Origin of the sequence: Commensalibacter sp. M0268, from assembly GCF_016101925.1 — a bacterium.
Taxonomy (GTDB): Bacteria; Pseudomonadota; Alphaproteobacteria; order Acetobacterales; family Acetobacteraceae; genus Commensalibacter; species Commensalibacter melissae.
In genome coordinates this window covers 292456-317601 of the sequence record NZ_JACFPQ010000001.1, presented here as the reverse complement: position 1 = coordinate 317601, position 25146 = coordinate 292456, and the positions used below count along the sequence as shown (strand labels likewise).

The following is a 25146-nucleotide window of genomic DNA, read 5'->3' as shown; positions in this document are numbered from 1 at the left end:
GGTATGTAAATTTTACATACCTTTATTGAACTTCATTTAATATTTTATCACATCAACGGGCTACTAAAACCATAATCATTTGACGATTTTCGATCTTGGAAGTTTGTTCTGGCTTTGCAACCTCTTCCATATCAACACGGAATCGATCCAACAGTTGAACACCCAGTTCTTGATGGGCCATTTCACGTCCACGGAAACGTAACGTGATTTTAACCTTGTCACCACCAGCAATAAAACGCTTTGCCGCGTTTAGTTTTACCTGATAGTCATTATCATCAATATTGGGTCTTACCTTGATTTCCTTAATATCAATGACTTTTTGTTTTTTACGTGCCTCATTCTTTTTTTTCTGCTGTTCATATTTGAATTTGCCGTAATCAACAATTTTCGCTACTGGCGGATCAGCATTTGGACTGACTTCCAATAAATTCAGTCCAACAGCATAAGCCATTTTCAAAGCTTCACGTGTTGGCACAATACCTAACATTTCACCATCAGCACCAACCAGGCGAACCTGTGCAGCACGGATCTCATCATCAACCAAGGGCCCTTCACGATTAGTCGCAGGGGTTATCGATGTTTTTACTATGGTTAAGCTCCTTCTATAAATAAATCATTGAAAAGGGGATTACTTACTCAAAAATTAGAAAATTGAACTTATCAAAAAAATCAATCTTGTAAATAACCCATTTCCTAGATTTAATAATAAACAACTTCTTAAAATACTATAATAGATTTTAAAAAAACTATCTAGTCTTCACAATAAAATTTAGCCTTTCGCTGCGCAGAGGGAACACGTCCTTTATCTGGCGGTGATGCCTCTCGAGACAGTTGATCCATGGCTTCATTCAAAGCCATGATCTCTTGTGATTTTCCACCCAATCGACGTACCGCCAATTGACGTTCTTCCGCCTCCTTGCGCCCAATAACCAAAATGACAGGAATATGTTGCAGACTATGTTCACGAATCTTTGCATTGATCTTTTCGTTCCTATCATCCAATTCCACACGAATTCCTTGGGCTTTCAGCAGGGCAACGACTTCTCGGGCATAATTCTCCACGTCATTTACAATCGTTGCCACAACTACTTGGACAGGTGCCAGCCATAAAGGGAAATGACCTGCATATTGTTCTATCAAAATACCAATGAACCGTTCAAATGATCCTAAAATTGCCCGATGAAGCATAACTGGGCGATGTCTTGCGCTATCTTCTCCAATATAAGCCGTCTTAAGCCGTTCTGGCAGAACATAGTCAACTTGCAACGTGCCACATTGCCAATCTCTTCCTATCGCATCACGTAAAACAAATTCCAGTTTGGGACCATAAAAAGCGCCTTCCCCTTTATTAAGCTCAAATTCGACACCAACCTGTTTACAGGCTTCCTTCAAGCTATTTTCCGCACGATCCCAAATCGCATCATCTCCCGCTCTTTTTTCTGGACGATCAGAAAATTTGATGCGGAAACTCTCGAAACCAAGATCTTTGTATACTTCTGACAACATATGGACAAATAAGGCTGTTTCAGAAGTAATTTGATTTTCTGTACAAAAAATATGCGCATCATCCTGAACAAATGATCGAACACGCATAATCCCATGTAGTGCTCCAGAAGGTTCGTAACGGTGACAGGCTCCAAATTCCGCCATCCGAAGGGGAAGCTCACGATAGGAACGCAATGTATGATTGAATATTTGGATATGACATGGACAGTTCATGGGTTTCAAAGCGTAAATGCGATCTTCATCTTCAACGGAAGCAATAAACATATTTTCCTTGAATTTGTCCCAATGCCCTGATGCCTCCCATAAAGAACGGTCAACAAGTTGGGGGGTTCGCACCTCCTCATATCCATAACGACGTTGGACACGCTGCATATAAGCCTGTAATTCGGTATAAATTTGCCATCCTTTGGGATGCCAGAATACGGAACCTACGGCTTCATCCTGCAGATGGAAAAGATCCATCTCTTTTCCGATCCGTCTGTGATCGCGTTTTGTTGCCTCTTCCAATTGCGTCAGATAGGCATCAAGCTCTTTTTGATCACGCCATGCCGTTCCATATATACGTGACAGCATGGCATTTTTTGAATCCCCACGCCAATATGCGCCAGCAACCTTCATCAGTTTAAAAGCTTTACCGACATCCCCGGTTGTTCTTAAATGCGGTCCACGGCAAAGGTCAAGCCATTCCCCCTGTCTATAAACTGTGATCGTTTCTGTTTCTGGCAAATCCCGAATGAGCTGGGCTTTATAATGTTCCCCATTAGTTTCAAAATATTCGATTGCTTTCTGCCGAGGCAGAACCTCTCTGACAAAAGGTTCATTACGCGCAATAATCTCATGCATTTTCTGTTCAATTTTACCAAGATCCTCTGGCTTGAAAGGTTCTTCACGGGCGAAATCATAATAAAAACCGTTCTCAATAGCTGGACCAATAGTAACCTGGGTTCCCGGATATAGTTCCTGTACTGCCTGGGCAAGTACATGGGCAGCATCATGACGGATTAACTCTAACGCCGCCGCATCTTTTTTTGTAATGAATTTTACTGACGAATCTTCATATATTTCAGTTAATAGATCGACTAATTTGCCATTCAGCTCCATTGCTAAAGCTGCACGGGCCAAACCTGCTCCAATAGATTGTGCAATACTTAAACCCGTAACCGATCCTTCATATTCACGAACAGATCCATCAGGCAAGGTAATAGATGGCATACTTAAAACTCCAGAACGATATAATAAATCTAATAATAAACTTTAATGAACCCAGTTCAATTCTTGTGCAACCTTTTTTACGGAAAGATTTCTTAAATCCGCCTCATACAATATTTTGACATGTTTTCCACGTGGTGCGGTCAGCGCAGGATTACTTGATGATGAAAACAAAACAACAGAACACCCCCCCACCAATGCGGCAATATGCATTGGCCCTGTATCATTTCCGAGTGAAAATTGTGCATTTTTCATTAAGTGACCCAACTGAAACAAACTTGTTTTACCAATCAAGTTCATCGCCTTCGGACATAACTGCAAAATCTGTCGGGAAATCTCTTTTTCTTCTTTTCCTCCAGCAATTATGGGGACCAGCCCTTTTTCAAGACATATATTCGCAATCTCACCATAATACTGAATAGGCCATCTTTTCTCCATACGTCGTGCCGAGCAACCAGGAACTAACACAACATAGGGTCGATCAATGGAAAAATCAATCATTTCGGATAAAAACCAGGATAAATCAAGCTCGGGATAATCGGTTATACCAACCTTGCTTAACTGATCTTTCTGGCGATCAAATGTATGCAAGCGATTACGCTCCTCATTGTCATGTCTATGCGATGCTGTTTTTGCAATCGCCGAGCCTTGTCTCTGCCCTGCGAACCTAAAGTAACGTGTTGATCGACGAGAAGTTTGTAAATCAAAGATATAATCATATCCCCGTAGTTTTTTCACTAGCCTAATCAATCCCGCAATATTGAACCAGGAAGGTTTGTCATCAACAATAACACGATCAAACCAAGGTGACCTTTTGGCCAGATCAACAAATGATGCAGATGTTAACAAGGTGATCTCTGCATTGGGATAATACTGACGAATGGCCGCAAATGGGTAAAAACTTTGGATAAAATCCCCCAAAGCACCCAAACGTATAATCAAGATTCTTTTAACTGACATCATTGATCTTTAATTTGTTTTCAGCAGGTAATATCTCGTTATAAACAGAAAGGGTTTTGCATTGCATCTGTTGCAAAGTATATTTTTTTTGAACCGCCTCCCGGGCAAGCCGACCGATCCAATTTAAATCTGCATCTGTTTTTTCCATCAACTGATCCAAAACAAATACCAAATTATTAACACTGCCGGGCTTAAAAAAGTAACCTGTAACATTTTCTTCAACTGTTTCTGCCGCCCCACCATGATTGGCAACAACCACAGGTTTCTCCATAGCCTGGGCCTCAATTACGACACGTCCAAAAGGTTCAGGTTTAAGGGAAGGTACTACAACGATATTTGCCAGTGCATAGACCGCAGGCATATCTTGGCTATTTCCCACAAAATAAATCGAATCTTTTATTTTTAAATAATCGGCTAAGGCAAGCAACTCTTTTAAAAAATGATCTTTTTCTTTGGCGGGACCGACAAAAATGCAGATCCAGTTCGGATGATTGAATTTTAATTCAGCAAAAGCCTGCAATAATAATTTATGTCCCTTCCACTCCGTAATTCTTCCCGGCAATAACAGGATCTTTTGCTCTTCAGAAATTCTCCAACTCTGTGCCAATGAACTTATTCGGTTACCTAACGGCAAACTCGGATCAAAAATAGTTAGATCAACCCCACGTGAAATGATACATAATTTTTGCTGGTTAACATGATATTCTTGTTGTAAATGATTAGCAATATAATGACTGATCGCTATCACCTTTTCCCCTTTGGTCATTACTTGGTTGTACCAACGTTTTCCGAACCATTTGGCCTGAAAAACTCCGTGCCAGGTTGTAACAAAACGGATATGGCATTTTCTTGCTGCCAACCATGCGGACCATGCCGGCGCTCTTGAACGTGCATGAACAATATCCACTTTATAATACTGGATAATCTTAATTAACGCATAATGATTTTTCCAGATTATCCACGGATTTTTTGAGCTTAGCGGTAAATGAATGTAAATTGCTCCAATTTTTTCGAGATAATGCTGCCATATTCCATCTTCACTGGCTACAATTGCAATGCCACCCGCCTGTATGATTGCCTTTGCCATATCAACAGTCCCCCGCTCTACCCCACCTGTACCCAATGCTGGTAGAACTTGCAATATGACCGGTTTATTTTCCATTCCGACTAAAATTTCATTAAAAATCTAAATCGGCATAATATTTGGGAGGGACTACACCACTTACCCGATCATTTAACAAGGCACGAAAACTGGGGCGGGATTTTATCCGAACATACCAATCCTTTACCATTGGATATTTATCCCAGTTAATATCACCAATATAATCCAAGCTGGAAAGATGGGCTGCAGCGGCAAAATCAGCAATTGACAAATTATTTCCTGCCAGCCAAACTCTGTTTTCAGCTAGATAGGCAATATAATCAAGATGAAATTTTATATTCTGGTAGCCTTCTCTCAATGCCTGAGCATTGGGATTGCTATTTCCAAAAAGACGTTTGAACATTTTCTCAAACAGTAAATTTCGAGTGATTTCTCGATTGAATTTGTCATCAAACCAGGCAACCAATCGTCGCACCTCCACTCTTTCCGCCAAAGTGCGACCCATTAATAACGTGTCAGGATAGGCTTCTTCCAAATATTCGCTGATCGCATAGGAATCACAAATAGCCAGACCCGTTTCTTCTACCAGAACAGGAACGGTACCAGCAGGATTCATCGACAGGAATTCATCCCGTTTTTTCCATATAGCTTCGGTCATCAATTCAAAAGATAATCGTTTTTCTGCCATTATCAGCCGAATTTTACGACTGAAAGGACAAAGGGGAAGATGATACAATATTCGCATAAAGCCTTGCCATTATTCCACAAAATCTCTTTAGTGTAACATAATATGTTTTTTTACTGAAAATATTTTAAAATCAGTTTATCACTACAGTTTAATCATATAGCTTAACTTTTAATCAATTATAAAGGCTTAAATTCATCTTTTAAAAAATTACAAGATATTTATTTTTTCGTATATTATTATTTTATTTTTCAACTTTATCAAAACGTAATAATTTAGACGTCATTAATTTATTTGATCTGTCAAACAGGAAATACACTCGTGGTGCATCATTCTTCGCATTCACTGCCCCCCTTACGGATCCGAGGCCGTTCGTTTTTGGCACTGGTTCTTTCACCAAAAGCCCCTCTTGTAAATTGGTTACAAAGCCTGGACGAACAAATTAAACGTTCTTCACAATTTTTCTATGGCAAACCTGTTATTCTCAATCTTGAACTCTTAACAGGCGATGAAGAAGGATTGGAAAAACTTTATCATGAACTTTTAGGCAGAAATATTCAGATTATCAGTATGGAAGGATTGCCATCCAATCCTTCTGCATTAAAGGATTGGCCTAGAAATTTTATTCTTACAGGAGGAAAGAATATCGACAATTTAAATCCCCCGATCGATTCTCCAGCTAAAAATCAATCCGTTCCTTGCTATATTACTGATGATCCCGTTCGATCAGGACAAAGCATTTTTTTTCCGGAAGGGGATATAATTGTTGTTAATTCTGTTGCATCGGGAGCGGAAATTAGCGCCGGTGGATCCATTCATGTTTACGGCACCCTGCGGGGACGCGCTATTGCCGGTATAAGTGGACAACCCAATGCCAGAATATTCACCAGTCATATGGCAGCAGAACTATTGGCTATTGACGGATATTACATGACAGCAGAAGAAATTCCAGAGGCTTTTAACAATAAATCTGCACAGGTTTTTTTAAAAGAGAATGTTATTACTGTAACTAATCTAACAAAAACAAGGTAAATAAAATTATATTCTGATATTTTTAGTGTTTTATTTGCCGTAAAATGATATTTTTAACATATTGAAAATGGATTATCATAAAGGAACAAGTATGTCGAAGGTAATCGTTATTACCTCAGGTAAAGGCGGGGTTGGTAAAACGACAACAACCGCAGCGATTGGAGCGGCCCTCGCCCAGACAGGACAAAAGGTTGTCGTCATTGATTTTGATGTCGGTTTAAGAAATCTTGACCTTGTAATGGGATCAGAAAGACGTGTGGTGTTTGATTTTATCAATGTAATACAAGGTGAAGCCACGCTTTCTCAAGCATTGATTAAAGATAAACGTATCGAAACCCTTTTCATTCTGGCCGCCTCCCAAACACGGGACAAAGACGCCTTGACTGAAGAGGGTGTCAAAAAGGTTATTGAGGAATTAAAAGAGAAGTTTGACTGGATAATTTGTGACAGTCCGGCCGGAATTGAACGCGGTGCTAAAATGGCCATGCATTTTGCTGATGAGGCCATTGTCATTACCAATCCCGAAGTATCCTCGGTTCGTGACAGTGATCGTATCATAGGCATCCTTGACAGTACAACTGATAAAGCCCAAAAAGGTGAAAAAATTAACAAACACCTGTTAATTACACGTTATGCAACAAACAGGGCAGCCCATGGCGACATGCTTAACACAGATGATATACTTGATATCCTTTCCATTCCCTTGATTGGTATCATTCCTGAAAGTGAGGAAATTCTCAAGGCTTCAAATATAGGTACTCCGATAACACTTTCTGCACCCAACTCTGCTCCTGCCCGTGCCTATGTAGATGCAGTTAAACGCTTGCAAGGAGAAAAAATAGACATTACTATTCCGACTGACAAAAAAGGGTTTTTTGACTGGTTGTTAAAGAGGAATAGATGATGAGTTTTTTATTTTCAAATTTCTTTAATAAAAAAAGTTCAGCGCCCGTTGCCAAGGATCGTTTACAGATCCTGCTGGCTCATGAACGTTCTTCTTCCAGCAATCAAAATGATTCAGATTTATTGCAAAAATTACAAAAAGAAATTATGGCGGTTATCCAAAAACATATCTCCATTGATCAAGAAAAAATTCAGGTCAAAATTGATCAAGGATCTGCCTGTTCAACATTGGCTATTGATATTGAAGTTCCCCAACAACGTCAAAAAAAATTTTGATTTAAACTTGATAATATCGATAGACTTTTTTTATGTATTTGAGGAGTTTGTTATTGATCTAGAATAAAACTCCTCAACATTTATTTAGAAATGAACTTTTTTATCAAGCTCTTTCAAACCTCTTTTTCCATAATTGAAGGATGCAATACGATCTGCTGAATCCTGAACTTTTTTGGGTATGTCAAAAGGATCGATCATAATTTCAACAATACGCGGTACTAAAGTATCATTCTCCAGTTCTTCCAGGCTTGTTTCCAATTCATCCTCAGTTCTGACTTGATAGTATGAGTAGGGTTTATTATCACTCAAAGCATCAAATAATTTATGATAGTTCCATTCAGGAATATCATTAAACGAGGAATATAACCCCATAATGCTGCGTTCGATTGTATAACCTTTATTATTCACCAAAAAAATGATTGGATTGAGATCATACGCAAAAAAAGCTGATACTTCCTGCGCTGTTAATTGAAATGACCCATCCCCAACAAATAATATTTGGCGCCGTTTAGGTGCTGCCATTAATGAACCAAACAAGGCAGGCAATGAATACCCGATTGATAACCACAAAGGCTGATTAATAATGGTAATTCCGGCAGGAAGAGCCAATCCCCTGACACCTCTCATCGAGGTGCCTGCATCCGTAACAATGACATCGTTTTCCTGAATGAAATGATCCATTTTTGCCCAAAAACGATTGAGGATTAATGCCTTGCCCTTTTCAACTGTCCATGAGTGTTTTTTATTTTTATGAATGGAAGAGAATAAATTTGACTGTCGGGATAAGTCATTTTTTATCAGACTTTTTAAAAGGTCTACAGCACAGACATCCTCAAACACTTTTTTAGCAACGATAGTGCTGAAGGGCATGATATTGATCATATTTTCTGGAATATTCTGCGTAAAATACCCAGAATTACTGTCTGTAAATTTTACGTTAATTCCTATTAAGCAATCAGAATTTTCAATAATATCTACAACGGATCTGACAGAAGCCCCGCCATTATATTCACCAACCCATTGCAATAAACCCTGATCCAAAATTGCCTGTGCCGCTGATTGGGTGGCAAATGGAATATTCAATTTTTCAATAAGTTCTTGCGTAAGTTCTCTGAGTCCAAATCGATCTATGGCATTACCCAGCAGCATAGCCGGGCGTTCAGCATGTCGCAGACGTTCTTTAATGCCATGCAAAAGATTTGAAAGTTGTAAGGAATCACTCATTTGTAATGAACAGACCAGTTTTTCATCAGGGACATCAATCTCGAAAAACGTTATATCCGATGGAATTTGAATATAAACAGGTCTTTTTTCCCGTTTGCAAACTTGCAATACACGATCAATTTCCCCCACTGCATTTTGTGGCGTAAGGCGCGCCTGAGCGACGGTATACGAGCAGTAACAATTCATGACATCTTCATAATTACCCTCCGCCGTGGTATGATGCAAAAAGGACCTTTGATTTATACTGTGTAAAGGTGGCGCTCCAGAAAGACAAACCATTGGCACGTATTCGGCATATGCTCCTGCAACACCATTAAGTGCACTCAGGTCACCAACACCATATGTTGTTAGTATTGCAGAAATTCCATTTAAACGTGCATAACCATCCGCAGTATAGGCCGCGTTCAACTCATTACGATTTCCAACAAATTTTATATCTTTTCTTTTTTCTGCCTGCATCAAAAATTGAAGATTATAATCCCCAGGTACACCAAAAATTGTGTTGATCCCAATTTGAGATAATCTATCCAATAAGAAATCCCCAATTGTTTTTTTCATATATTATCCCCTAACTTTACAATGTATTTCTTAAAATAGTCTTAAATTTAGAGACTGTTATCTCAATTGAAGAATCTCAAATTCTACGAAATAAATATTTCAAAAAAAATTAACACTATTGTGAGGCAATATGCTGTATGGCTTTAACCATCGACATAACCCCATTACTTCGATTTGCTGACAACGCCCCTGCAAGTCCCAGATCCTTGACAAATCCAGGATCGATTTTCAAAATTTCCTCTGCTGTTCTTCCAGAATAAATTCTTAATAACAAAGCGATCAGTCCTTTAACTATCACGGCATCAGACGATCCAGCAAAATAATATTTATTTCCTTCCCGGGAGTAATTTAACCAAACCTGACTTTGACAACCAACCACACGAAAGTTATCATTTTGCCATTCAACAGGAAAAGCAGGCAAATTATTTCCAAGTTCAATCAAATAACGATATCGCTGCGTCCAATCATCAAAAAGATCAAACTCATCCCTAATGGCATCAATTGCCTCTACCGCGCTTTGTTCTTCGGGTAAAATAAAAGAACCTGAAATTGACATAGATAAATCTCGTACAGCCAGACAAATTACAAATTAAAGAATAAAACGACTTAAATCACTTTTACTCGCCAAGGAAGCAACTTTTTCCGTTACATCCTTTGCCGTTATCTGAATCTCCTCACCTGAACGTTCAGAAGCTGTAAAAGAAACTTCTTCGAGAAGTTTTTCCATAACGGTTGCCAGACGACGCGCACCGATATTCTCAACTCTTTCATTAATATCCGTTGCCAATTGAGCAATTGAATCAATTGCATCATCCGTAAACTGTAACTTGACTTTTTCCGTTTCCATCAAAGCGATATACTGTTTTAAAAGTGACTGTTCGGGTTCTGTTAAAATCCGACGCATATCTTCACAGGTTAAAGCCGATAATTCAACACGAATCGGTAGGCGCCCCTGTAGTTCCGGCAATAAGTCAGAAGGTTTAGCCAAATGAAAAGCACCAGAGGCAATAAAAAGTATATGATCGGTTTTAACCAGACCATATTTTGTTGAGACAGTCGTTCCCTCTATTAATGGCAGTAAGTCACGCTGTACCCCTTCACGGGAAATATCGGCACCACCACGCCCACCACTTCCTTCATAAGAACGGGCACAAACCTTGTCAATTTCATCCAGAAAGACAATTCCATGATTTTGTGCACGCTGTATAGCTTCTTGCACAAGCGCATCATTATCCAGAAGCTTATCAGATTCTTCACGAATTAATGCCTCCCGGGCTTTTGCAACCGTCATACGGCGTGATTTTTCAGAACGGTTCATGAACCCTTTCATCATATCGGTAAAATTGATAATCTGGGCCGATGGCATCCCCGGTATATCCATTTGATTAACAGGAGAGGATATATCCGCCACTTTAATATCTATTTCCTTGTCCTCTAAATCTCCATTAACCAGCATCTGCAGGAATTTATTACGTGTTTCTGCTGTCGCTCCATCTCCCACCAACGCCGTTACTATTCTTTGATTTGCGGCATCTTTTGCCTTTTCAACGACATTGCGACGTTTTACATCACGCAACATGACCAAAGATGCTTCAACCAAATCGCGAATAATGCTTTCCACATCACGACCGACATAACCGACTTCGGTAAACTTAGTTGCCTCAACTTTTAAAAATGGAGCTTGTGACAAACGGGCTAATCGACGAGCAATTTCCGTCTTACCACAACCCGTTGGTCCAATCATCAAAATATTCTTAGGAACGATTTCTTCCCGCATCCGGTCAGGTAACTGAGCTCTTCTCCATCGATTGCGCAAAGCGATAGATACAGCCTTTTTTGCTTCATGTTGACCAACAATATAACGATCAAGTTCTGCAACAATTTTTTTCGGAGTATAGGTCGGGATTTGCATATATTATTTACTTTCTGAGTTCAAAGTCTCTACAACAAGGGAGTGATTGGTATAAATACAAATATCCCCAGCAATTTTCATGGCTCGACGTGCGATTTCTTCCGATGTTAGTCCATCAACAGTCAAAAGCGCCCTTGCGGCCGCCAGAGCATAATTACCACCGGAACCAATGGCTACCACCCCGTCTTCTGGTTCCAGTACATCACCATTACCTGTTAACGTGTATGAATGAACATGATCAGCCACAAGCAGCATTGCCTCAAGTCTTCTTAAGTAACGATCCGTTCGCCAATCCTGAGCCAACTCGACACAAGCCCTTTCCAACTGATTGGGATAACGCTCCAATTTCTTTTCCAAACGTTCCAGCAAGGTAAAAGCATCCGCTGTCGCCCCTGCAAAACCAGCCAATATAGAACCGTTTTGTCCTATTCTCCTGACTTTCCTCGCATTACCTTTTACAACTGTATTACCCAGTGTTACCTGGCCATCACCTGCTATTGTCACCTGCTTTCCGTAACGGACACATAAAATAGTCGTACCATGCCACTGAATAGGATCATACTTAGATAAAGTGTTATTTTGCATATCTAGGGTTAACCTTACATAAAATTATATGATAATAATTATCCGAACTGGTTAAGAAATCAATTCTTCTATACGCTTTGTCAATACCCCAAGGGAAAAAGGTTTGGTTAACAATTGTATTTTATTGTCAAGAGTCATGGTATTGATACCATGTGCATAACCAGTAATAAATAATATCGATAAATTCGGCCAGATCTTACGCGCAAATTCAGCAAGTTTGTTTCCATTTACTCCTGGCAACCCGATGTCAGTTAATAGTAAATCGACATGCATATGATTACAATCCAAATCTTGTAATAATGCCATTGCCTTTGTGCCATCTTCAGCGGCAATTACCTCAAACTGCATTTCATCCAGCAATTCCACCAATAATGGGCGTAAAATGGAGTCATCCTCAGCAACCAAAATTATTTTTTTTGTTTTTTGTTTTTGTGCTTCAATCAACATTTCCTTATGCCTTTACGTCAAAAGGAAAAATATAGTGTTCAGACTCTATAATCATTTTAAAACTATATATTCACTTCGTTATCTATATTATCATTTAAAAAAAATATTAAAAAGCAATTAAAGAATAAAAATATGCATCTACGTTTTATATAAAAATCATATTAGATTGGTGACATAATATAATATTAATTTTTGATTTCTATTTAATTAATTTATATTAATATTCAAATATGTTGATGGAAATTTATTAAATATCTATCTTTCCATTTCACTATATATGGGTAAATATATACTTATATTTGTTCCTGCTCCCAATTGACTTTGCACATTAACCTGTCCCCCCGACTGTTGTGCAAATCCATAAACCATTGCCATTCCCAGTCCTGTTCCCAACCCCATTTTTTTTGTTGTGAAAAAAGGTTCAAAAATATGAGCAATGGTTTCAGCACTCATTCCCTCGCCTTCATCCTGAATGATGGTGACTGCATAAGAACCCGGATTTAAATGAAGCCGTTTGCCTTCATCCGGACTAATATCTTTCTTATCCAAAATGATAGTTATTACACCTCCATTTTTCATGGCATCTACTGAATTGATACACAAATTCATGACAGCCAATTCAAATTGTGATGGATCTGTCTTAACCGTCAAAATACCCGATATATTATTTTTAAATTCAAGATGAATTCTATTTGATTGGTTGGCTTCAATCTGTTCTTTGAACCTTCTTTCATAACGCATCTGAAGAGTTTGAGACAATAGATCAAAATTTTTATGAATAATCTTGGTGAGATCCACTTCCTGCAAAGATAATTTCTTTCTTCTGCTGAAACTCAAGAGTCGCTCTGTCAATGTGCTACCCTTTTTTGCCGCCTCCAAGGCATTGTTCTGTAACTGCTTAATTGTATCCATGATTTCAGAATTACCCGAAACCTCCAACAGCTCTTCGGATAACTCCAACGAGCCGATCATTGTTGTCAACAGGTTGTTGAAATCATGAGCAATTCCCCCAGCCATTGTACCAAGGGCCTTCAATTTTTCCGACTGCTGCAACTGCATTTCCAATTCTTTTTGTTTAGTGATATCCAGCTCCATCAGTACAGAAGGATGCGTAATTTCACCCTTTGCTCTATCCAGCAATAAACGGGTAATCATAAACCATTGTGACGATTGTTTGGAATTATTCGAGGGAACCTCCAATATCTCCACAAAGCGCTCCTCCTTTTTCAAACGCTGGTTAAATCTTGACAATTCTTGCGACGTAAAAGACGGTTCAATTTCCTCTTCTGTTTTTCCAAGGCATTCGGCAATGGTCAATCCACGCCGATTGGCCGCCAACTGGTTCATACGGGTGAAACGACCCTCCTCATCTTTGAAAGCAAGGCCATAGGGCAGATTATCCAACAGCCCTTTTAACAATAAACGTTCATGCATTAGTTTTCTTTGAAATTCTGATCTTTTAACGGCCCGTTTTACAATTTCCTTTACCATGAAAGGATCCAGCGGTTTTGGAATAAAAAACGATATTCCCCCTTCATTCAACGCCTTGATCAGAATATCCGTTCGGCTTTTTGGTCCCAAAAGAATACGTGTAGCAACAATAAGATTACGAACACGGGCAAAAAAAATATTTCCGAACATGCAGGGCATGAAATTATTATAGATAATGGTGGAAAAATGAGCCCCCTTTTTAATCATATCCAAGGCATGATAGGAAGATTCTGTAAGATATAAAGAGTAATCCTGACCCAGAATTTGTTTGAATTCCTTTAAAATCCTGGAATCATTATCAATGATTAATATCGAAGGCTGCGTATTGTTACCCATACCCAATTCTCTAAAAAGTATTTATTGATATATATGGTTTGCCTAGATCAATAATTAAACAGGATCTACAAAAATACCATTCCACTTATTTTTCTCAGAATATCTGATATGGCAAGTAAATTCACTGAAAATTAATATGTTTCTGTTCATTAATTATTTTAATTCAAAAAATTAAAGATTTATATAAAGAGTTTTATTATAAGATTTATATCAATATGCTACAGTGTATCTTCTTTTTATTCAGTTTAAGGATAGTTTCGTGAATAAATTTTTCTCTAATAATACACGATCAGAAGAACGGCTAGGCCACATCAGCCAAGAATATACCGATTCAAGAAATTCATCCAAAGTGTCCAATCCATTTTTAAATATTCTCTGGTTCGCTTGTCATTTCTGCTTTTACTTGATCCAGCAAGTCGCCGAAATTTTTGCCCCGTTATTCTTGGTTGTTGGTATCATATGGAAATTATTGCCTGCCATCACTTCTTCATTAATAGCCGTTATCTCCTCATCAGATCCTCAAACAGGTGAGCTTGTGAAACATGGAGGCAACCTGATTCCCCATTCAATTATGATTGCAGGACATAGTTTAACTGCAGGAAAATTAATTTTCGATGGCGTTTTACTTATTATGTTAACCGCATTATGTGCGACCGTTACTGTTTATTTGGGACGTAAATTATAATCCATTTCCTTATCTGCCATGAAACCTTTCTGCAATGATTCAACTTGACAAGGTAAGCCTTTATTACAGACAAGACTGTCCGATTTTATCAAATGTCACACTCCATATTCCCCAAGGTAGTTTTTGCTGGTTAACAGGACCATCAGGAATTGGAAAATCTACCTTGCTCCAGATGTTCCATCTTGAAATAATGCCTAATGCTGGGCAATTACAAATTTTGGAAACAAACATACATAAAAACCGTCGTTCAACTATTTGCCACTTAAAACAAAGAATAGGCATCATTTATCAAGATTTTAAACTTATTCCCAATTTAAGCATTTATAATAACATCGCTCTACCCCTTCGACTGCAGAATACGGATGAATCCATAGTAAGTCGTTGGACAAATCGAATTCTCCAATGGATGAATTTGCAAAATAAGGCTGAACTATACCCTCGAACCCTTTCTGGAGGGGAGCAACAACGCGTTGCAATTGCCCGAGCTGTCATTCACAGACCTGATATTTTGTTGGCTGATGAACCCACCAATGCGCTGGATGAGGAACAGGTATTACGTTTAATGGATCTTTTTTTTGATCTTAATGATTTGGGGTGCACAATCATTATCGCCACCCATAATGATAATCTCATCCATCAATTCCCTGCCCCTAGACTAAAATTAAATAATGGACAAATACGAATTGATGATGCTGTTAAAACATAAAACCACTGATGGATTGAAAGTCAATCTGGCTTTACCCGGACAATTTTTAATTCCCCTTGTTGCTGCAATGACCTTTTTGGCCACCCTGATGATTGCGGGAACCTATGCTGGTCAAAATCTAGCAAATCGTTGGAATACAGGGGCAGCGTCCACAGTAATTCTACAAATTCCCCAAAATAACTTCCAGGTTTCATCTCAAAATACAAAACAAGAGAATTCCGACAATAATGCATCAATCCAGCAAATTATCACCCTTCTCTCGACCTCCAGGGAACTTGTCTCTTTTCACAAACTTGATGATAATGAAATAGATGAATTATTAGCCCCTTGGCTGCATGAAGATTTTGACAATCTTGCCCTTGCCATTCCCGCAGTCATCGAATTACATTTAAAAAATAATACAAAAATTTCAGGCCAGCTTGAAACTTCCTTACGCAAAATCGAACCCAATATCGTTATTGAACAAAGTAACTTCTGGGGTCAACGCTTAAATGTTCTTGCAAATAGTTTGCAAACCTGTGCATTCCTTGCTTTTCTTACCGTGATTTTTGTCGCAGCCATTGTAATAGCCATCGCCACCCGAACTGGTTTGATACAATGCAAACAAACAATCGAAATACTTCATAATCTAGGCGCGTCAGATCACTATATATCCATACGTTTTGCACGAAGGAATGCATTTCTTTCCCTTATCGGAGGTGGCATCGGCTTAATTTTCTCAATTCCCTTATTGTTTTTTTTAACCTATCTTAGTCTGCCCTTCAGCAGTAATCCAAACTGGGAAACAGTTTATCAGGGGTGGTTTAGCATTTTAACCTTGTTACCATTTAATCTATTGATTTTAATTATTATTTTACCTTTATGCAATTATTTTATAGGCTGGATTTCAACAACATTCATTGTTTATTATTGGTTAAGACATTTGACATAAAATGAAAAAAAAAATCTCTCAGAATTTTTTGATCAAGATTATTGGAATCATTATTTTTTTATGGTTAAGTGGTTTTGTTGTTTTTATATATGATTTGTTAAATTTCTCATCTATCCCCCCTTTAACGGACGGTATCGTCGTATTGACCGGTGGAACCGGAAGAATCCATACAGCCATTAGATTTCTTGAAAAAGATTGTTCTCAATATCTGCTTATATCTGGAGTTGGAGCAACAACAACCCTGCAAGATTTAAAGAATTCAATTACGAATTTTCCTGCAATTTCATGTCAAGACCATATTTTACTGGGACATAATGCAACGTCCACCATGGGTAATGCCATTGAAACAGCGGCATGGGTTCATTATTACCATTTGCAATCCCTGACGGTAATAACTTCAAATTACCATATGCGTCGAGCCATTCTTGAACTTAGAAACCTTCTATACGATATTCCTCTTTATCCCTTCTCGATCAACACCATCAATAAGGATAATGTTTTAAAATTATCTTCTATTCGATTATTATTTATCGAATACAATAAGCTACTTATGGCCTATACAGGATTAATTCACACGACAAAACCAAAGCATGATTTAATCAATATTAAACATTAACGGATTTCATGACCTTTATGACTTTTATTCGATCACTACTTTTCTCAATATATTTTTTTACCCTAACCCTGTTCATGGGTCTTTTTGCTTTTTATATCCGTTATTTTGCAAAAAAACATGCCTTGGCCTATGCACAATTATGGACTGAGCTTTCAATCAAGGGTCTTACAAAAATCTGTAAAATAGAGATTGATATAAAAGGCAAGGAATTCTTACCCAATGACTCATCTTTTATAATAGCATCTCAGCATCAATCCGCCTTTGATACCCTGATATGGATGAATCTTTTACCGCGTCCTGCCTATATAATGAAAAAAGAGTTGATACATCTTCCACTTGTCGGGCCAATGCTTCTCTTATCCGGAATGATTCCCCTTGACCGTCAAGGAGGTGCAAGGGCTTTGAAAAATCTTGTCATGAATTGTAAAAACGCTATAAAAGATCAACGACAAATTATTATCTTTCCTGAGGGTACACGTTCACAATATGGTAAAAAAGTTAAACTGCAAGCCGGTGTTGCAGCTATTGCAAGTCAACTTGACCTTAAAATTGTTCCAGTTAGCACCAATTCAGGGTTACATTGGGGGCGCCACTCTTTCTTAAAAAAACCTGGAACAATTTATATTAATTTGCATCCAATCATTACAGACCTGTCAAATCGCAAGAAAGTGTTATTTGCCATAGAAAAAAGCTGGGATAATAATATCATGTAACATTTTTTATGAATTGTGGATAAGTTGGTGGATCTATTTATTGAAAATAAAATGACTTTAAAAAAAAGAACACAACGAAAAGATAATAATTTGCGCCTACAAGCCATTCTTTATGATTCCTTTTCGATTTAACACATGCTTTGACAAAATGTGGATAATTTACCGATAATTAATAATTCTCCATAATTATTATCGCAAAATTAAATCTTGCTAAATCATGCTTGCTTACTTAATATCCACACATTAAAAATTGAAATCATTAATTCGTAAATTATCCATCATTAATTTTAGCTACATTGATGAAATCATTCCTTTTTAAACCTATCAAAATTGATCTTTTGCCTTACGTAAGCGTGCAAACTCCTCAACGGTCAAGGCCATCAAAAAAGGATTGGTTCTCTTTTCAATTGCCAGCATGACAGGCAAGGATGGTTTATTTTCCGAACGCAATTGCTGCACTTGCTTCAAACGATTTAACAAATCTTCATTGTTTGAATCCACTGTCAGGGCAAAACGACCATTATCTTCAGTATATTCATGAGCGGCATAGACCATAATTTCATCAGGCAGGGACTTTATCCGTTTGAAACTTTGAAACATCTGTTCTGGACTACCTTCGAATAAACGACCACAACCAAGGCTAAATAGAGTATCTCCTGTAAAAATTATACCTAAATCATATGAATAATAACAAACAGATCCCAGAGTATGACCTGGCGTGTTTATAACTTCAAAAAAACCGAAACCTAGGTCGATCTGTTCATGATCCTGTACATAATCCGTAGCATCCACAATACTGTTTCTTTCTTTATCAGGCGCATATATCTGACAATTAAATTTGTCTTTCAATTGGCGAATGCTCCCTGTATGATCTGAATGATGATGCGTGACAAGTACCGATTGCAAATTCAGCTTTTTATCTTTTATAGTATTAAAAACGGGAGTAAAGTTACCAGGATCGACAATAGCTGCATTTCTGGTTTTTTTATCATATAATAGCCACGCATAATTGGTTTCATAAAAAGGAATAGGCTTAATAAGAACAGACATTCTCTTTCTTTATTTCAATATTTTATTCTTGTATAACAAAATGATTCTTATGGAAATCAATAATGAATCCCAAGGCTAATTCTAGTATTATACCAAATAATACTCAACCAGGATCAGTAATCTATCTTACTGATAAGTTTCTGCACCTGTGGCCAGATCTACGAGGGCTTTCTTTACTCACCCTTGGTACTATTCCTCAAGATTTCATTCTGCAATCTTCACCCCATAATCATATTCAGGGTAATCTTGCAGAGAACTTACATGAATTATCCAATTTAAAAAATTTTCCATCAGTAAAAACATGTTGTTTTACATACAATCGTTTTCCTTTCGCAAAATGCAGTTTTGACCGAATCATTTTTTATCCATTCTTTCCGATCAGCATCTATAACATTCATAAAACTTTAAGGTCTTGTTGGGAAATTTTAAAAGATGATGGCAAAATTTTGCTTTTACTTCCTAATAAATTAAAATGGTGGGGAATATTTAATTTATCTAATTTTTTTGAGTATCAAAAAAAAAGTTTTTACATTTATCAATTAAAAAAAATATTAAAAGACTATATGTTTCAACTTGTTTATTATGAAAAAATTATTTATTTTCCATCTAAAATAATGAATTCCTTTTCCCTATATGGAAATAAGCTGTTAGAATTTTTAGGTCATTTTTTCATTCCCTTTGGAGGAGAATACCATCTGATTGAAATCCGAAAAAATCTCTATGCCCCGATTACAATCTTTTCCGCTTCAAAAAAAAGAATTTTAAAACAAAAATTACCGAAACCCAACTGGAATCGCAAAAGAAAATTGTAAAAATAACAAACGACCATCCCCTAAGGAATTCCCTGATGTCTATTTTACATTCAATCCGAACAAATATTAGTAAACCGCACAAAGCTGGATATCCTTTTCTCTGCATCTCTGCTTTGATAAGTTTTATTGGCTATCGCATTCATGCTCGGATCGGACATTTAATTGGTCTTATAGGAAGCTTATTTTTTGGGTTTTGCTGGTATTTTTTTCGTAATCCCAAGCGAATTATCCCCCATAAAAATGATATTCTTATTTCCCCAGCAGATGGAACCGTTTCAGCCATAAACTATATTCACCCTCCTGTTGATTTAGGTTTGGGTGACAAACCGGTCTGGCGCATTTCTATTTTTCTTTCCATTTTCAACGTCCACTTACAACGCATCCCTGTCGCTGGAAAAATTACCGCACGATCATATATCAAAGGAAAATTTTTTAACGCTTCACTGGATAAAGCATCAGAACATAATGAACGCAACGCAATTTGCATAACTTTACCAGATGGAAAAAAGGTGGTTGTTGTTCAGATTGCCGGATTGATTGCCAGAAGAATTGTATGTAATGCCGATATAAATCAACAATTTAATATGGGTGATATTTATGGGTTGATCCGATTTGGCTCCAGAGTGGATCTTTACCTGCCCGATGGGTGTCAACCCTGTGTTGAGGTTGGGCAAACCATGATCGGCGGCGAAACGATTGTTGCAAAATTATAAACGCTCTTTTAACCCAGAACACAAATTAATGTTACGACAAAAAATTCGTCCCCGAGTCAAGGGAATTTCCTTTAATCGGATTATTCCAAACTTATTGACAATTCTTGGATTGTGTGCCGGTCTGATCAGTATTCGCAGTGCAATTCATGGAAGGTTCAATGAGGCTGTTATCGCCATATTAATTGCTGCCTGTTTTGACGGGTTGGATGGGCGAATTGCCCGTTTATTACGTGGTACAAGTCGATTTGGTGCAGAATTGGACAGCCTTGTCGATTTTTTGTCCTTCGGGGTTGCTCCAAGTCTTGTCTTATATTTATGGTCCCTTAAAAATGGAGGGGATTATTCTTTTATTCCCTGTGCAATATTTACGGTATGCATGGCTTTACGTCTGGCACGGTTTAATGCCGCACTTGATGATAACAAACCTCAATATGCCAGCAATTTTTTTACGGGTGTCCCTGCCCCGGCAGGTGCTGGAATAGTTTTATTTCCTGTTTTTCTTGGCTTGGAAAGCAAGCATTATCAAATTGATTTTCTTAATTCCATCGCCCATTCCGAAATCCTGACAATTACAATTTTAGTCATAACATCTTTTTTGCTGATTTCTACCTTACCGATTTGGTCATTCAAAAATTTTAAAATTCCCACACCTTACGTCATGCCTATATTTTTAAGCACCTGCATCTTCGCAACTATTCTGGTAGCAGATCCTTGGGGAACCTTGGCTTTAAGCGGGATTTTATATCTGAGTCTAATTCCGCTGAGTTATCGCAGTTACCATCGTCTAAAAGCTGATGCCCAGACAATTCTTGTGAAGACGAAAAAGGGGGAGGACTTTTTGAATAAAAATTAGAAGACGTATTCCGTTTCAATTTCATTAAACAATCCATAATTGTGGAAGGTAAGGGCGGACATCCTTCAATTTGCAAAATACATTCCTCGTCACCAACATTTTCATCCAAGATCGCATAATTACTTGCAAAAATATGTCGGTTAATTGCACATGATCCAATTGTTACAATCGCTTGTGATTTAGAAATCAATTTCCAGCTTTTTTCAATATAAGGAAGCATAGCACGAGTAATCAGCCCTGATATTAACAACAAGTCTGCATCAGCAGGATGTCCAACAAATTTTATCCCCGCATCTTTTATATCATATGCGCTCCCTTTTAAGGCCTGTAGTTCAAACGTGCATCCATTGCAGTCTCCACATCCAATATGAAATACATGTATATCCTGTTTTTTTTGACCGGCAAATTTTTGAACAGGTTTTATTTTTCCAGTTAATGAATCGATCAAGGATTTAATAAAAACCACTAGTTTTCCTTTTATAGATCTACGCCTGTTACCAAATGACCAAATGACGCCTTTATCAAGACATGATTATCAAAATGTTCATTTTTTAATACATCTTGCAAGACATAGGCCTGATTGGCACCAGGATCACGTATAAATACGTCTTTTATAACCCCCGCTTCTAGTCTCACATAATACCATAAATCCCCTTGTACCCCTTCACAAACACCAACCCCTTCCCCATTTAATTTTTCGATAATAATTTCTTGAGAGGATTTGAATGCTTCCTCGCTATTTTCTTCCTTTAGAAGTATATCGATTATATTTAACGATGTTTTTATCTCAACAAACCATGACTGCATACGTGCATCAACGTCCCCTTTTGTAAAATTCGGAGGTGGCAGCCATTCCAACCGGTATTCAGACATGTACCGACGCAAATCCACATCCCGTCCGGAAGCCCGCCCAACAATTCCACCTATATTGAAATCAATCGCTTTTTTTAGAGATAAAATTCCCATATTTTGAAGATAGTCACCCAGACCAGGCAAGGTTATAGCCAAATTAAATGCCTGATCAATCAAATATTTAATTTTTTTAGGAAAATGTCTTTTTTTATCATTTTCTTGCCCTAAAAAAACGGCACCAGGAAAAACACAATCCATTAACCAGCGATGCCCAAAATAATGTATATTCCAACGCATAAGAAGTTCACGCGCCAAATCACACCGGCTGGCAACCAACTCTACTTCTAACACGCGAAATAAGCGTGTTAAATAAAGCAGATAGGCTGCAACTCTGGATAATTCAGAATATAAGATACGTTTTCTCAAAACAGGCAAGGAAGGGACAAAATTTGCAATATCTTCAATCGCATGAGAAAAGGCAATCTGATGCGCAACGGAATCAAGTGCGTTAATACGGCTTATTAAAGGTAATATTTCCAAACTATTTCTATTATACAGATTGGATAGAATTCCTCTATGCGTATATCCGTACACTGATTCAGCTCGGATAATCCGCTCACCCATATTAAGAAAACGCCACAGCACAGGCAATTTTTCTGTCGCATTGGAGGGATCAATAACCGTTATCTCCCCTCCATTATTCAGTAAATGAGAGACAGATGGATTTTCTTGTCTTTCCGGAGGCCATAAGACAGGCCCTGGTTTTTCTGACAATGGCCAGCAATTATTCCATAAACCCCGATCCAACCATGGGCGTAAATCAACAGCATTCATTGCTTCCTTACCCCATAACTCCCAGATCATTCTTTCATATATAATGGCAGCGGGTCTTACAGAAGACAAGGCCAGATAACGGTTCATTGATGCGGAAATACGAACGCCAATGGGCTTGTATCCATTCTCAAGAAATAAAACAAAAACAGTATCCTCCTTACACCACATCGTAAGAAACATAAGCCGATCAGTTTTTAATGCTGCAAGCATCTCCGTCCATTCTTGTTCATCAAGAGAAATGAAAAACCTACTATCTGTTTGATGGTTTTTAAGACAATCTATTAATTTTAGGGAACGCTGAACAAATGTTTTTTTATCAACCATTTTTCAGAAACAATCACTTTTGTATAAACTGCATTGCAATTTGAAATAGCCAATATTTGGCAATGATAGGAATAACCAAAGAGGGTAAAAAAATCAGGCTCAATAAACATCCACCCTCTTTTGTAAAAATATTTCGAGAAAATAATTGAATATTATTTTTTTTAAACAGAAAAAAGCCTCTTACAAAAAACAATAAAAACAAGCATGATCCCAACCAGGGAAACTGTGCAAACAAACTCGCAATCAAAATTGCACATGCAAAAAATATGCCAAATGGCGGAAATGCAGATATGGCAATGACAAACCAACCTCTAGAATCCACAGCAAAAGGACTTTTTCGAAGAATATACCCTAACGGTGCATAAATAACCAGAACGGTTATGAAAAGGCAAAAACTGTATAAACCCTGAAATCCATTGGAAAAAATACCAGCCAAAGCTGCCAAAATAGTGATCAAAAACGGGGAATACAAAAAAGGATCATCATTCTCCTTTATAATAATGATAATGAAACTGATCAACCCTAATATCATGAGAAATGATTGAGGGTTTTGATAAGATGAGATTTGAAATAATCTTATGAATAAGGAGAGAAAAGCAACTGGGATGATAAAAAAGATAATACTGCCAATTAAAGTGGGCAAATGATTGACAAAACGTAGAAAAGTAATGAATACGGGAAACAACCCGATCATTTGAACAATACTAAACGCCAGGATAAAACTGCCAAAACGGGGTAACAAGGGATAGGTTTGTCCAACAGATAACTCAAGAATGAAAACACCCATCAAAGCCATTATCATAAAAAAAAGCATATAGCGGAAGTATTCCCAGGCCGCCTGTATCTGTTCTCCCCCACCATGAATAAAACAAGCCAAAAAAGACAGGAAAATCATGCTATGCAAACAAATCTGCGCTATAAAAAAATTATTAATAGCTACAGCCATCATGGCGGTACAGATAATTAATTGATAGAGGCCGAGACTATAGGATAATTTTTTTTGCTTTCCAGATGAACTTAATTGGCCAGGAACCATGAATTTCAAAACTATTGATGCAATAATGCTACCTATAGCGATCATAACCCTTAAAAAACTTGTTAACTCGTCATGTTTCCAAATAACGGAAAGATAAAAATCATCATGAATAAATGCCGATGCAACCGTAATAAAAAAAAGGATTATTGTTACAATAAAATGACATAGGATTTTTGCACGCTGATGATGACAGGCATAAATTCCTATGATTCCTGCCACGGGCCAGAGAACACAACTCCAATACAAAATTTTTGCTAAATCACCATTTCCGAACACAGTCAACCTGTCCAAAACGTTGCATGATAAAAATAGAAGCTAGCAAAAACACAACATAAAAAGCAAAAAGAGTAAAAAATGCATAGAATTGACTATTCAATCCAACGACAAGGGTTAAAGCATTCAATACACATAGCATACCAGCAATTTGTCCTCCGATTGCTTGACTGCTCATGCTATAAAATACCCCAACCAGAATTATAGATAAAACTATTCCATATTCCAAGCGGAACAATGAAGGCGGCAATACATGGACAACAAGGGAAACAGCAAGAATGGTCAAGAATAATCCTGTAAATAAGGTTTTCAAAGTATACTGGAAATATTGTCCTTTCAAAATGACCGTAAAAAAAATTGCCACAGTGAAAAGCATAAAAAAACTCAATAACGTAATTTTACTGTTAAGTGCATTCTGCCAACCAGATAAAAGACAGCATCCCGTCAGTATAGAATGAATAACTGCCTGTAACGAAGACGAGGAAATGCCGCTTATCGTAATCAGTAATAGCAGACTCATAA

General features: G+C 37.6%; 26 protein-coding genes and 1 pseudogene. 11 read left to right on the top strand and 16 right to left on the bottom strand.

The features are described 5' to 3' along the window. Nucleotides 1-52: 52 nt before the first annotated feature. From infC to H3R28_RS01435, 5 genes are all read right to left on the bottom strand, one after another. The gene (infC, locus tag H3R28_RS01455; RefSeq protein WP_198209530.1) at nucleotides 53-574 is read right to left on the bottom strand and encodes a translation initiation factor IF-3; all 522 of its coding nucleotides are present in this window, start codon (nucleotides 572-574) and stop codon (nucleotides 53-55) included. A 176-nt stretch (nucleotides 575-750) separates the two neighbouring features. Next, nucleotides 751-2718 (bottom strand): threonine--tRNA ligase, encoded by a 1968-nt coding sequence (gene thrS / locus H3R28_RS01450; RefSeq protein WP_198209211.1) that lies wholly within the window; start codon nucleotides 2716-2718, stop codon nucleotides 751-753. Nucleotides 2719-2760: 42 nt separating this feature from the next. Next, nucleotides 2761-3675: a glycosyltransferase family 9 protein gene (locus tag H3R28_RS01445; RefSeq protein WP_230882769.1), complete on the bottom strand. Its 915-nt coding sequence runs from the start codon at nucleotides 3673-3675 to the stop codon at nucleotides 2761-2763. Further along, nucleotides 3665-4837, bottom strand: coding sequence for a glycosyltransferase family 4 protein (locus H3R28_RS01440; RefSeq protein ID WP_198209213.1), 1173 nt, complete (start codon nucleotides 4835-4837; stop codon nucleotides 3665-3667). Before H3R28_RS01440 ends, H3R28_RS01445 begins: the two co-directional genes overlap by 11 nt. A gap of 16 nt (nucleotides 4838-4853) precedes the next feature. Then, complete coding sequence (locus H3R28_RS01435; RefSeq protein ID WP_198209215.1) at nucleotides 4854-5522, bottom strand: glutathione S-transferase family protein; 669 nt, start codon at nucleotides 5520-5522, stop codon at nucleotides 4854-4856. Between the two features lie 264 nt (nucleotides 5523-5786). Between H3R28_RS01435 and minC the strand changes: the two genes are divergently transcribed. From minC to minE, 3 genes are all read left to right on the top strand, one after another. Then, nucleotides 5787-6494 (top strand): septum site-determining protein MinC, encoded by a 708-nt coding sequence (gene minC, locus H3R28_RS01430; protein WP_198209217.1) that lies wholly within the window; start codon nucleotides 5787-5789, stop codon nucleotides 6492-6494. A 91-nt stretch (nucleotides 6495-6585) separates the two neighbouring features. After that, complete coding sequence (minD, locus tag H3R28_RS01425; protein WP_110438326.1) at nucleotides 6586-7398, top strand: septum site-determining protein MinD; 813 nt, start codon at nucleotides 6586-6588, stop codon at nucleotides 7396-7398. Continuing rightward, nucleotides 7398-7673, top strand: coding sequence for a cell division topological specificity factor MinE (minE, locus tag H3R28_RS01420; protein ID WP_155567319.1), 276 nt, complete (start codon nucleotides 7398-7400; stop codon nucleotides 7671-7673). Before minD ends, minE begins: the two co-directional genes overlap by 1 nt. An 84-nt stretch (nucleotides 7674-7757) precedes the next feature. Here the strand turns inward: minE and H3R28_RS01415 are convergent, their stop codons facing one another. From H3R28_RS01415 to H3R28_RS01390, 6 genes are all read right to left on the bottom strand, one after another. Continuing rightward, the gene (locus H3R28_RS01415) at nucleotides 7758-9455 is read right to left on the bottom strand and encodes an alpha-keto acid decarboxylase family protein (protein WP_198209219.1); all 1698 of its coding nucleotides are present in this window, start codon (nucleotides 9453-9455) and stop codon (nucleotides 7758-7760) included. Nucleotides 9456-9570: 115 nt separating this feature from the next. Then, nucleotides 9571-10005, bottom strand: a complete 435-nt coding sequence (locus H3R28_RS01410; RefSeq protein ID WP_198209532.1) for a SufE family protein — start codon at nucleotides 10003-10005, stop codon at nucleotides 9571-9573. A gap of 39 nt (nucleotides 10006-10044) precedes the next feature. Beyond that, entirely contained in the window at nucleotides 10045-11367 is a 1323-nt protein-coding gene (hslU, locus tag H3R28_RS01405) for an ATP-dependent protease ATPase subunit HslU (protein ID WP_122123848.1), read from the bottom strand. Nucleotides 11368-11370: 3 nt separating this feature from the next. Then, entirely contained in the window at nucleotides 11371-11952 is a 582-nt protein-coding gene (hslV, locus tag H3R28_RS01400) for an ATP-dependent protease subunit HslV (protein WP_198209221.1), read from the bottom strand. Nucleotides 11953-12003: 51 nt separating this feature from the next. Further along, nucleotides 12004-12399 carry a response regulator gene (locus H3R28_RS01395; protein WP_122123850.1) on the bottom strand — a complete coding sequence of 132 codons (396 nt, stop codon included), beginning with the start codon at nucleotides 12397-12399 and terminating at the stop codon, nucleotides 12004-12006. A 255-nt stretch (nucleotides 12400-12654) separates the two neighbouring features. Then, nucleotides 12655-14226: an ATP-binding protein gene (locus tag H3R28_RS01390; protein ID WP_198209223.1), complete on the bottom strand. Its 1572-nt coding sequence runs from the start codon at nucleotides 14224-14226 to the stop codon at nucleotides 12655-12657. A gap of 259 nt (nucleotides 14227-14485) precedes the next feature. Here H3R28_RS01390 and H3R28_RS01385 point away from each other — a divergent pair, with 259 nt between their 5' ends. Genes H3R28_RS01385 through H3R28_RS01365 form a run of 5 tightly spaced genes read left to right on the top strand, consistent with a single transcriptional unit; the run spans nucleotide 14486 to nucleotide 17877 of the window. Then, nucleotides 14486-14911, top strand: coding sequence for a hypothetical protein (locus tag H3R28_RS01385; protein ID WP_155572088.1), 426 nt, complete (start codon nucleotides 14486-14488; stop codon nucleotides 14909-14911). 34 nt (nucleotides 14912-14945) lie between these two features. After that, the gene (locus tag H3R28_RS01380; protein ID WP_122123853.1) at nucleotides 14946-15617 is read left to right on the top strand and encodes a cell division ATP-binding protein FtsE; all 672 of its coding nucleotides are present in this window, start codon (nucleotides 14946-14948) and stop codon (nucleotides 15615-15617) included. Beyond that, nucleotides 15598-16548, top strand: coding sequence for an ABC transporter permease (locus H3R28_RS01375; RefSeq protein WP_196424523.1), 951 nt, complete (start codon nucleotides 15598-15600; stop codon nucleotides 16546-16548). The genes H3R28_RS01380 and H3R28_RS01375 overlap by 20 nt, the downstream gene beginning before the upstream one ends. A 1-nt stretch (nucleotide 16549) precedes the next feature. Further along, entirely contained in the window at nucleotides 16550-17164 is a 615-nt protein-coding gene (locus H3R28_RS01370) for a YdcF family protein (RefSeq protein WP_198209225.1), read from the top strand. Nucleotides 17165-17181: 17 nt separating this feature from the next. Then, the gene (locus H3R28_RS01365) at nucleotides 17182-17877 is read left to right on the top strand and encodes a 1-acyl-sn-glycerol-3-phosphate acyltransferase (protein WP_232351183.1); all 696 of its coding nucleotides are present in this window, start codon (nucleotides 17182-17184) and stop codon (nucleotides 17875-17877) included. Nucleotides 17878-18201: 324 nt separating this feature from the next. Here the strand turns inward: H3R28_RS01365 and gloB are convergent, their stop codons facing one another. Then, nucleotides 18202-18927: a hydroxyacylglutathione hydrolase gene (gene gloB / locus H3R28_RS01360; RefSeq protein ID WP_155569481.1), complete on the bottom strand. Its 726-nt coding sequence runs from the start codon at nucleotides 18925-18927 to the stop codon at nucleotides 18202-18204. A gap of 62 nt (nucleotides 18928-18989) precedes the next feature. Here gloB and H3R28_RS01355 point away from each other — a divergent pair, with 62 nt between their 5' ends. From H3R28_RS01355 to pssA, 3 genes are read left to right on the top strand one after another with little or no spacing between them, the layout of a single operon-like run. Next, nucleotides 18990-19739 carry a hypothetical protein gene (locus H3R28_RS01355; protein ID WP_198209227.1) on the top strand — a complete coding sequence of 250 codons (750 nt, stop codon included), beginning with the start codon at nucleotides 18990-18992 and terminating at the stop codon, nucleotides 19737-19739. 32 nt (nucleotides 19740-19771) lie between these two features. Next, nucleotides 19772-20452, top strand: coding sequence for a phosphatidylserine decarboxylase (locus H3R28_RS01350; protein WP_255518685.1), 681 nt, complete (start codon nucleotides 19772-19774; stop codon nucleotides 20450-20452). 28 nt (nucleotides 20453-20480) lie between these two features. Further along, nucleotides 20481-21305, top strand: a complete 825-nt coding sequence (gene pssA, locus H3R28_RS01345) for a CDP-diacylglycerol--serine O-phosphatidyltransferase (RefSeq protein ID WP_110438616.1) — start codon at nucleotides 20481-20483, stop codon at nucleotides 21303-21305. Between the two features lie 28 nt (nucleotides 21306-21333). Here the strand turns inward: pssA and H3R28_RS09015 are convergent. The 4 genes and pseudogenes from H3R28_RS09015 to H3R28_RS01325 all read right to left on the bottom strand — a co-directional run. Then, nucleotides 21334-21771: pseudogene (locus H3R28_RS09015) on the bottom strand (NADH-quinone oxidoreductase subunit B); the annotation flags it as partial. A gap of 11 nt (nucleotides 21772-21782) precedes the next feature. Beyond that, the gene (locus tag H3R28_RS01335; protein WP_198209232.1) at nucleotides 21783-23315 is read right to left on the bottom strand and encodes a hypothetical protein; all 1533 of its coding nucleotides are present in this window, start codon (nucleotides 23313-23315) and stop codon (nucleotides 21783-21785) included. A gap of 13 nt (nucleotides 23316-23328) precedes the next feature. Further along, a complete protein-coding gene (locus H3R28_RS01330; protein ID WP_198209233.1) occupies nucleotides 23329-24627 on the bottom strand; it encodes a hypothetical protein in 1299 nt (432 codons plus the stop codon). After that, nucleotides 24611-25144: a hypothetical protein gene (locus tag H3R28_RS01325; protein ID WP_155565742.1), complete on the bottom strand. Its 534-nt coding sequence runs from the start codon at nucleotides 25142-25144 to the stop codon at nucleotides 24611-24613. Before H3R28_RS01325 ends, H3R28_RS01330 begins: the two co-directional genes overlap by 17 nt. Nucleotides 25145-25146: the final 2 nt, after the last annotated feature.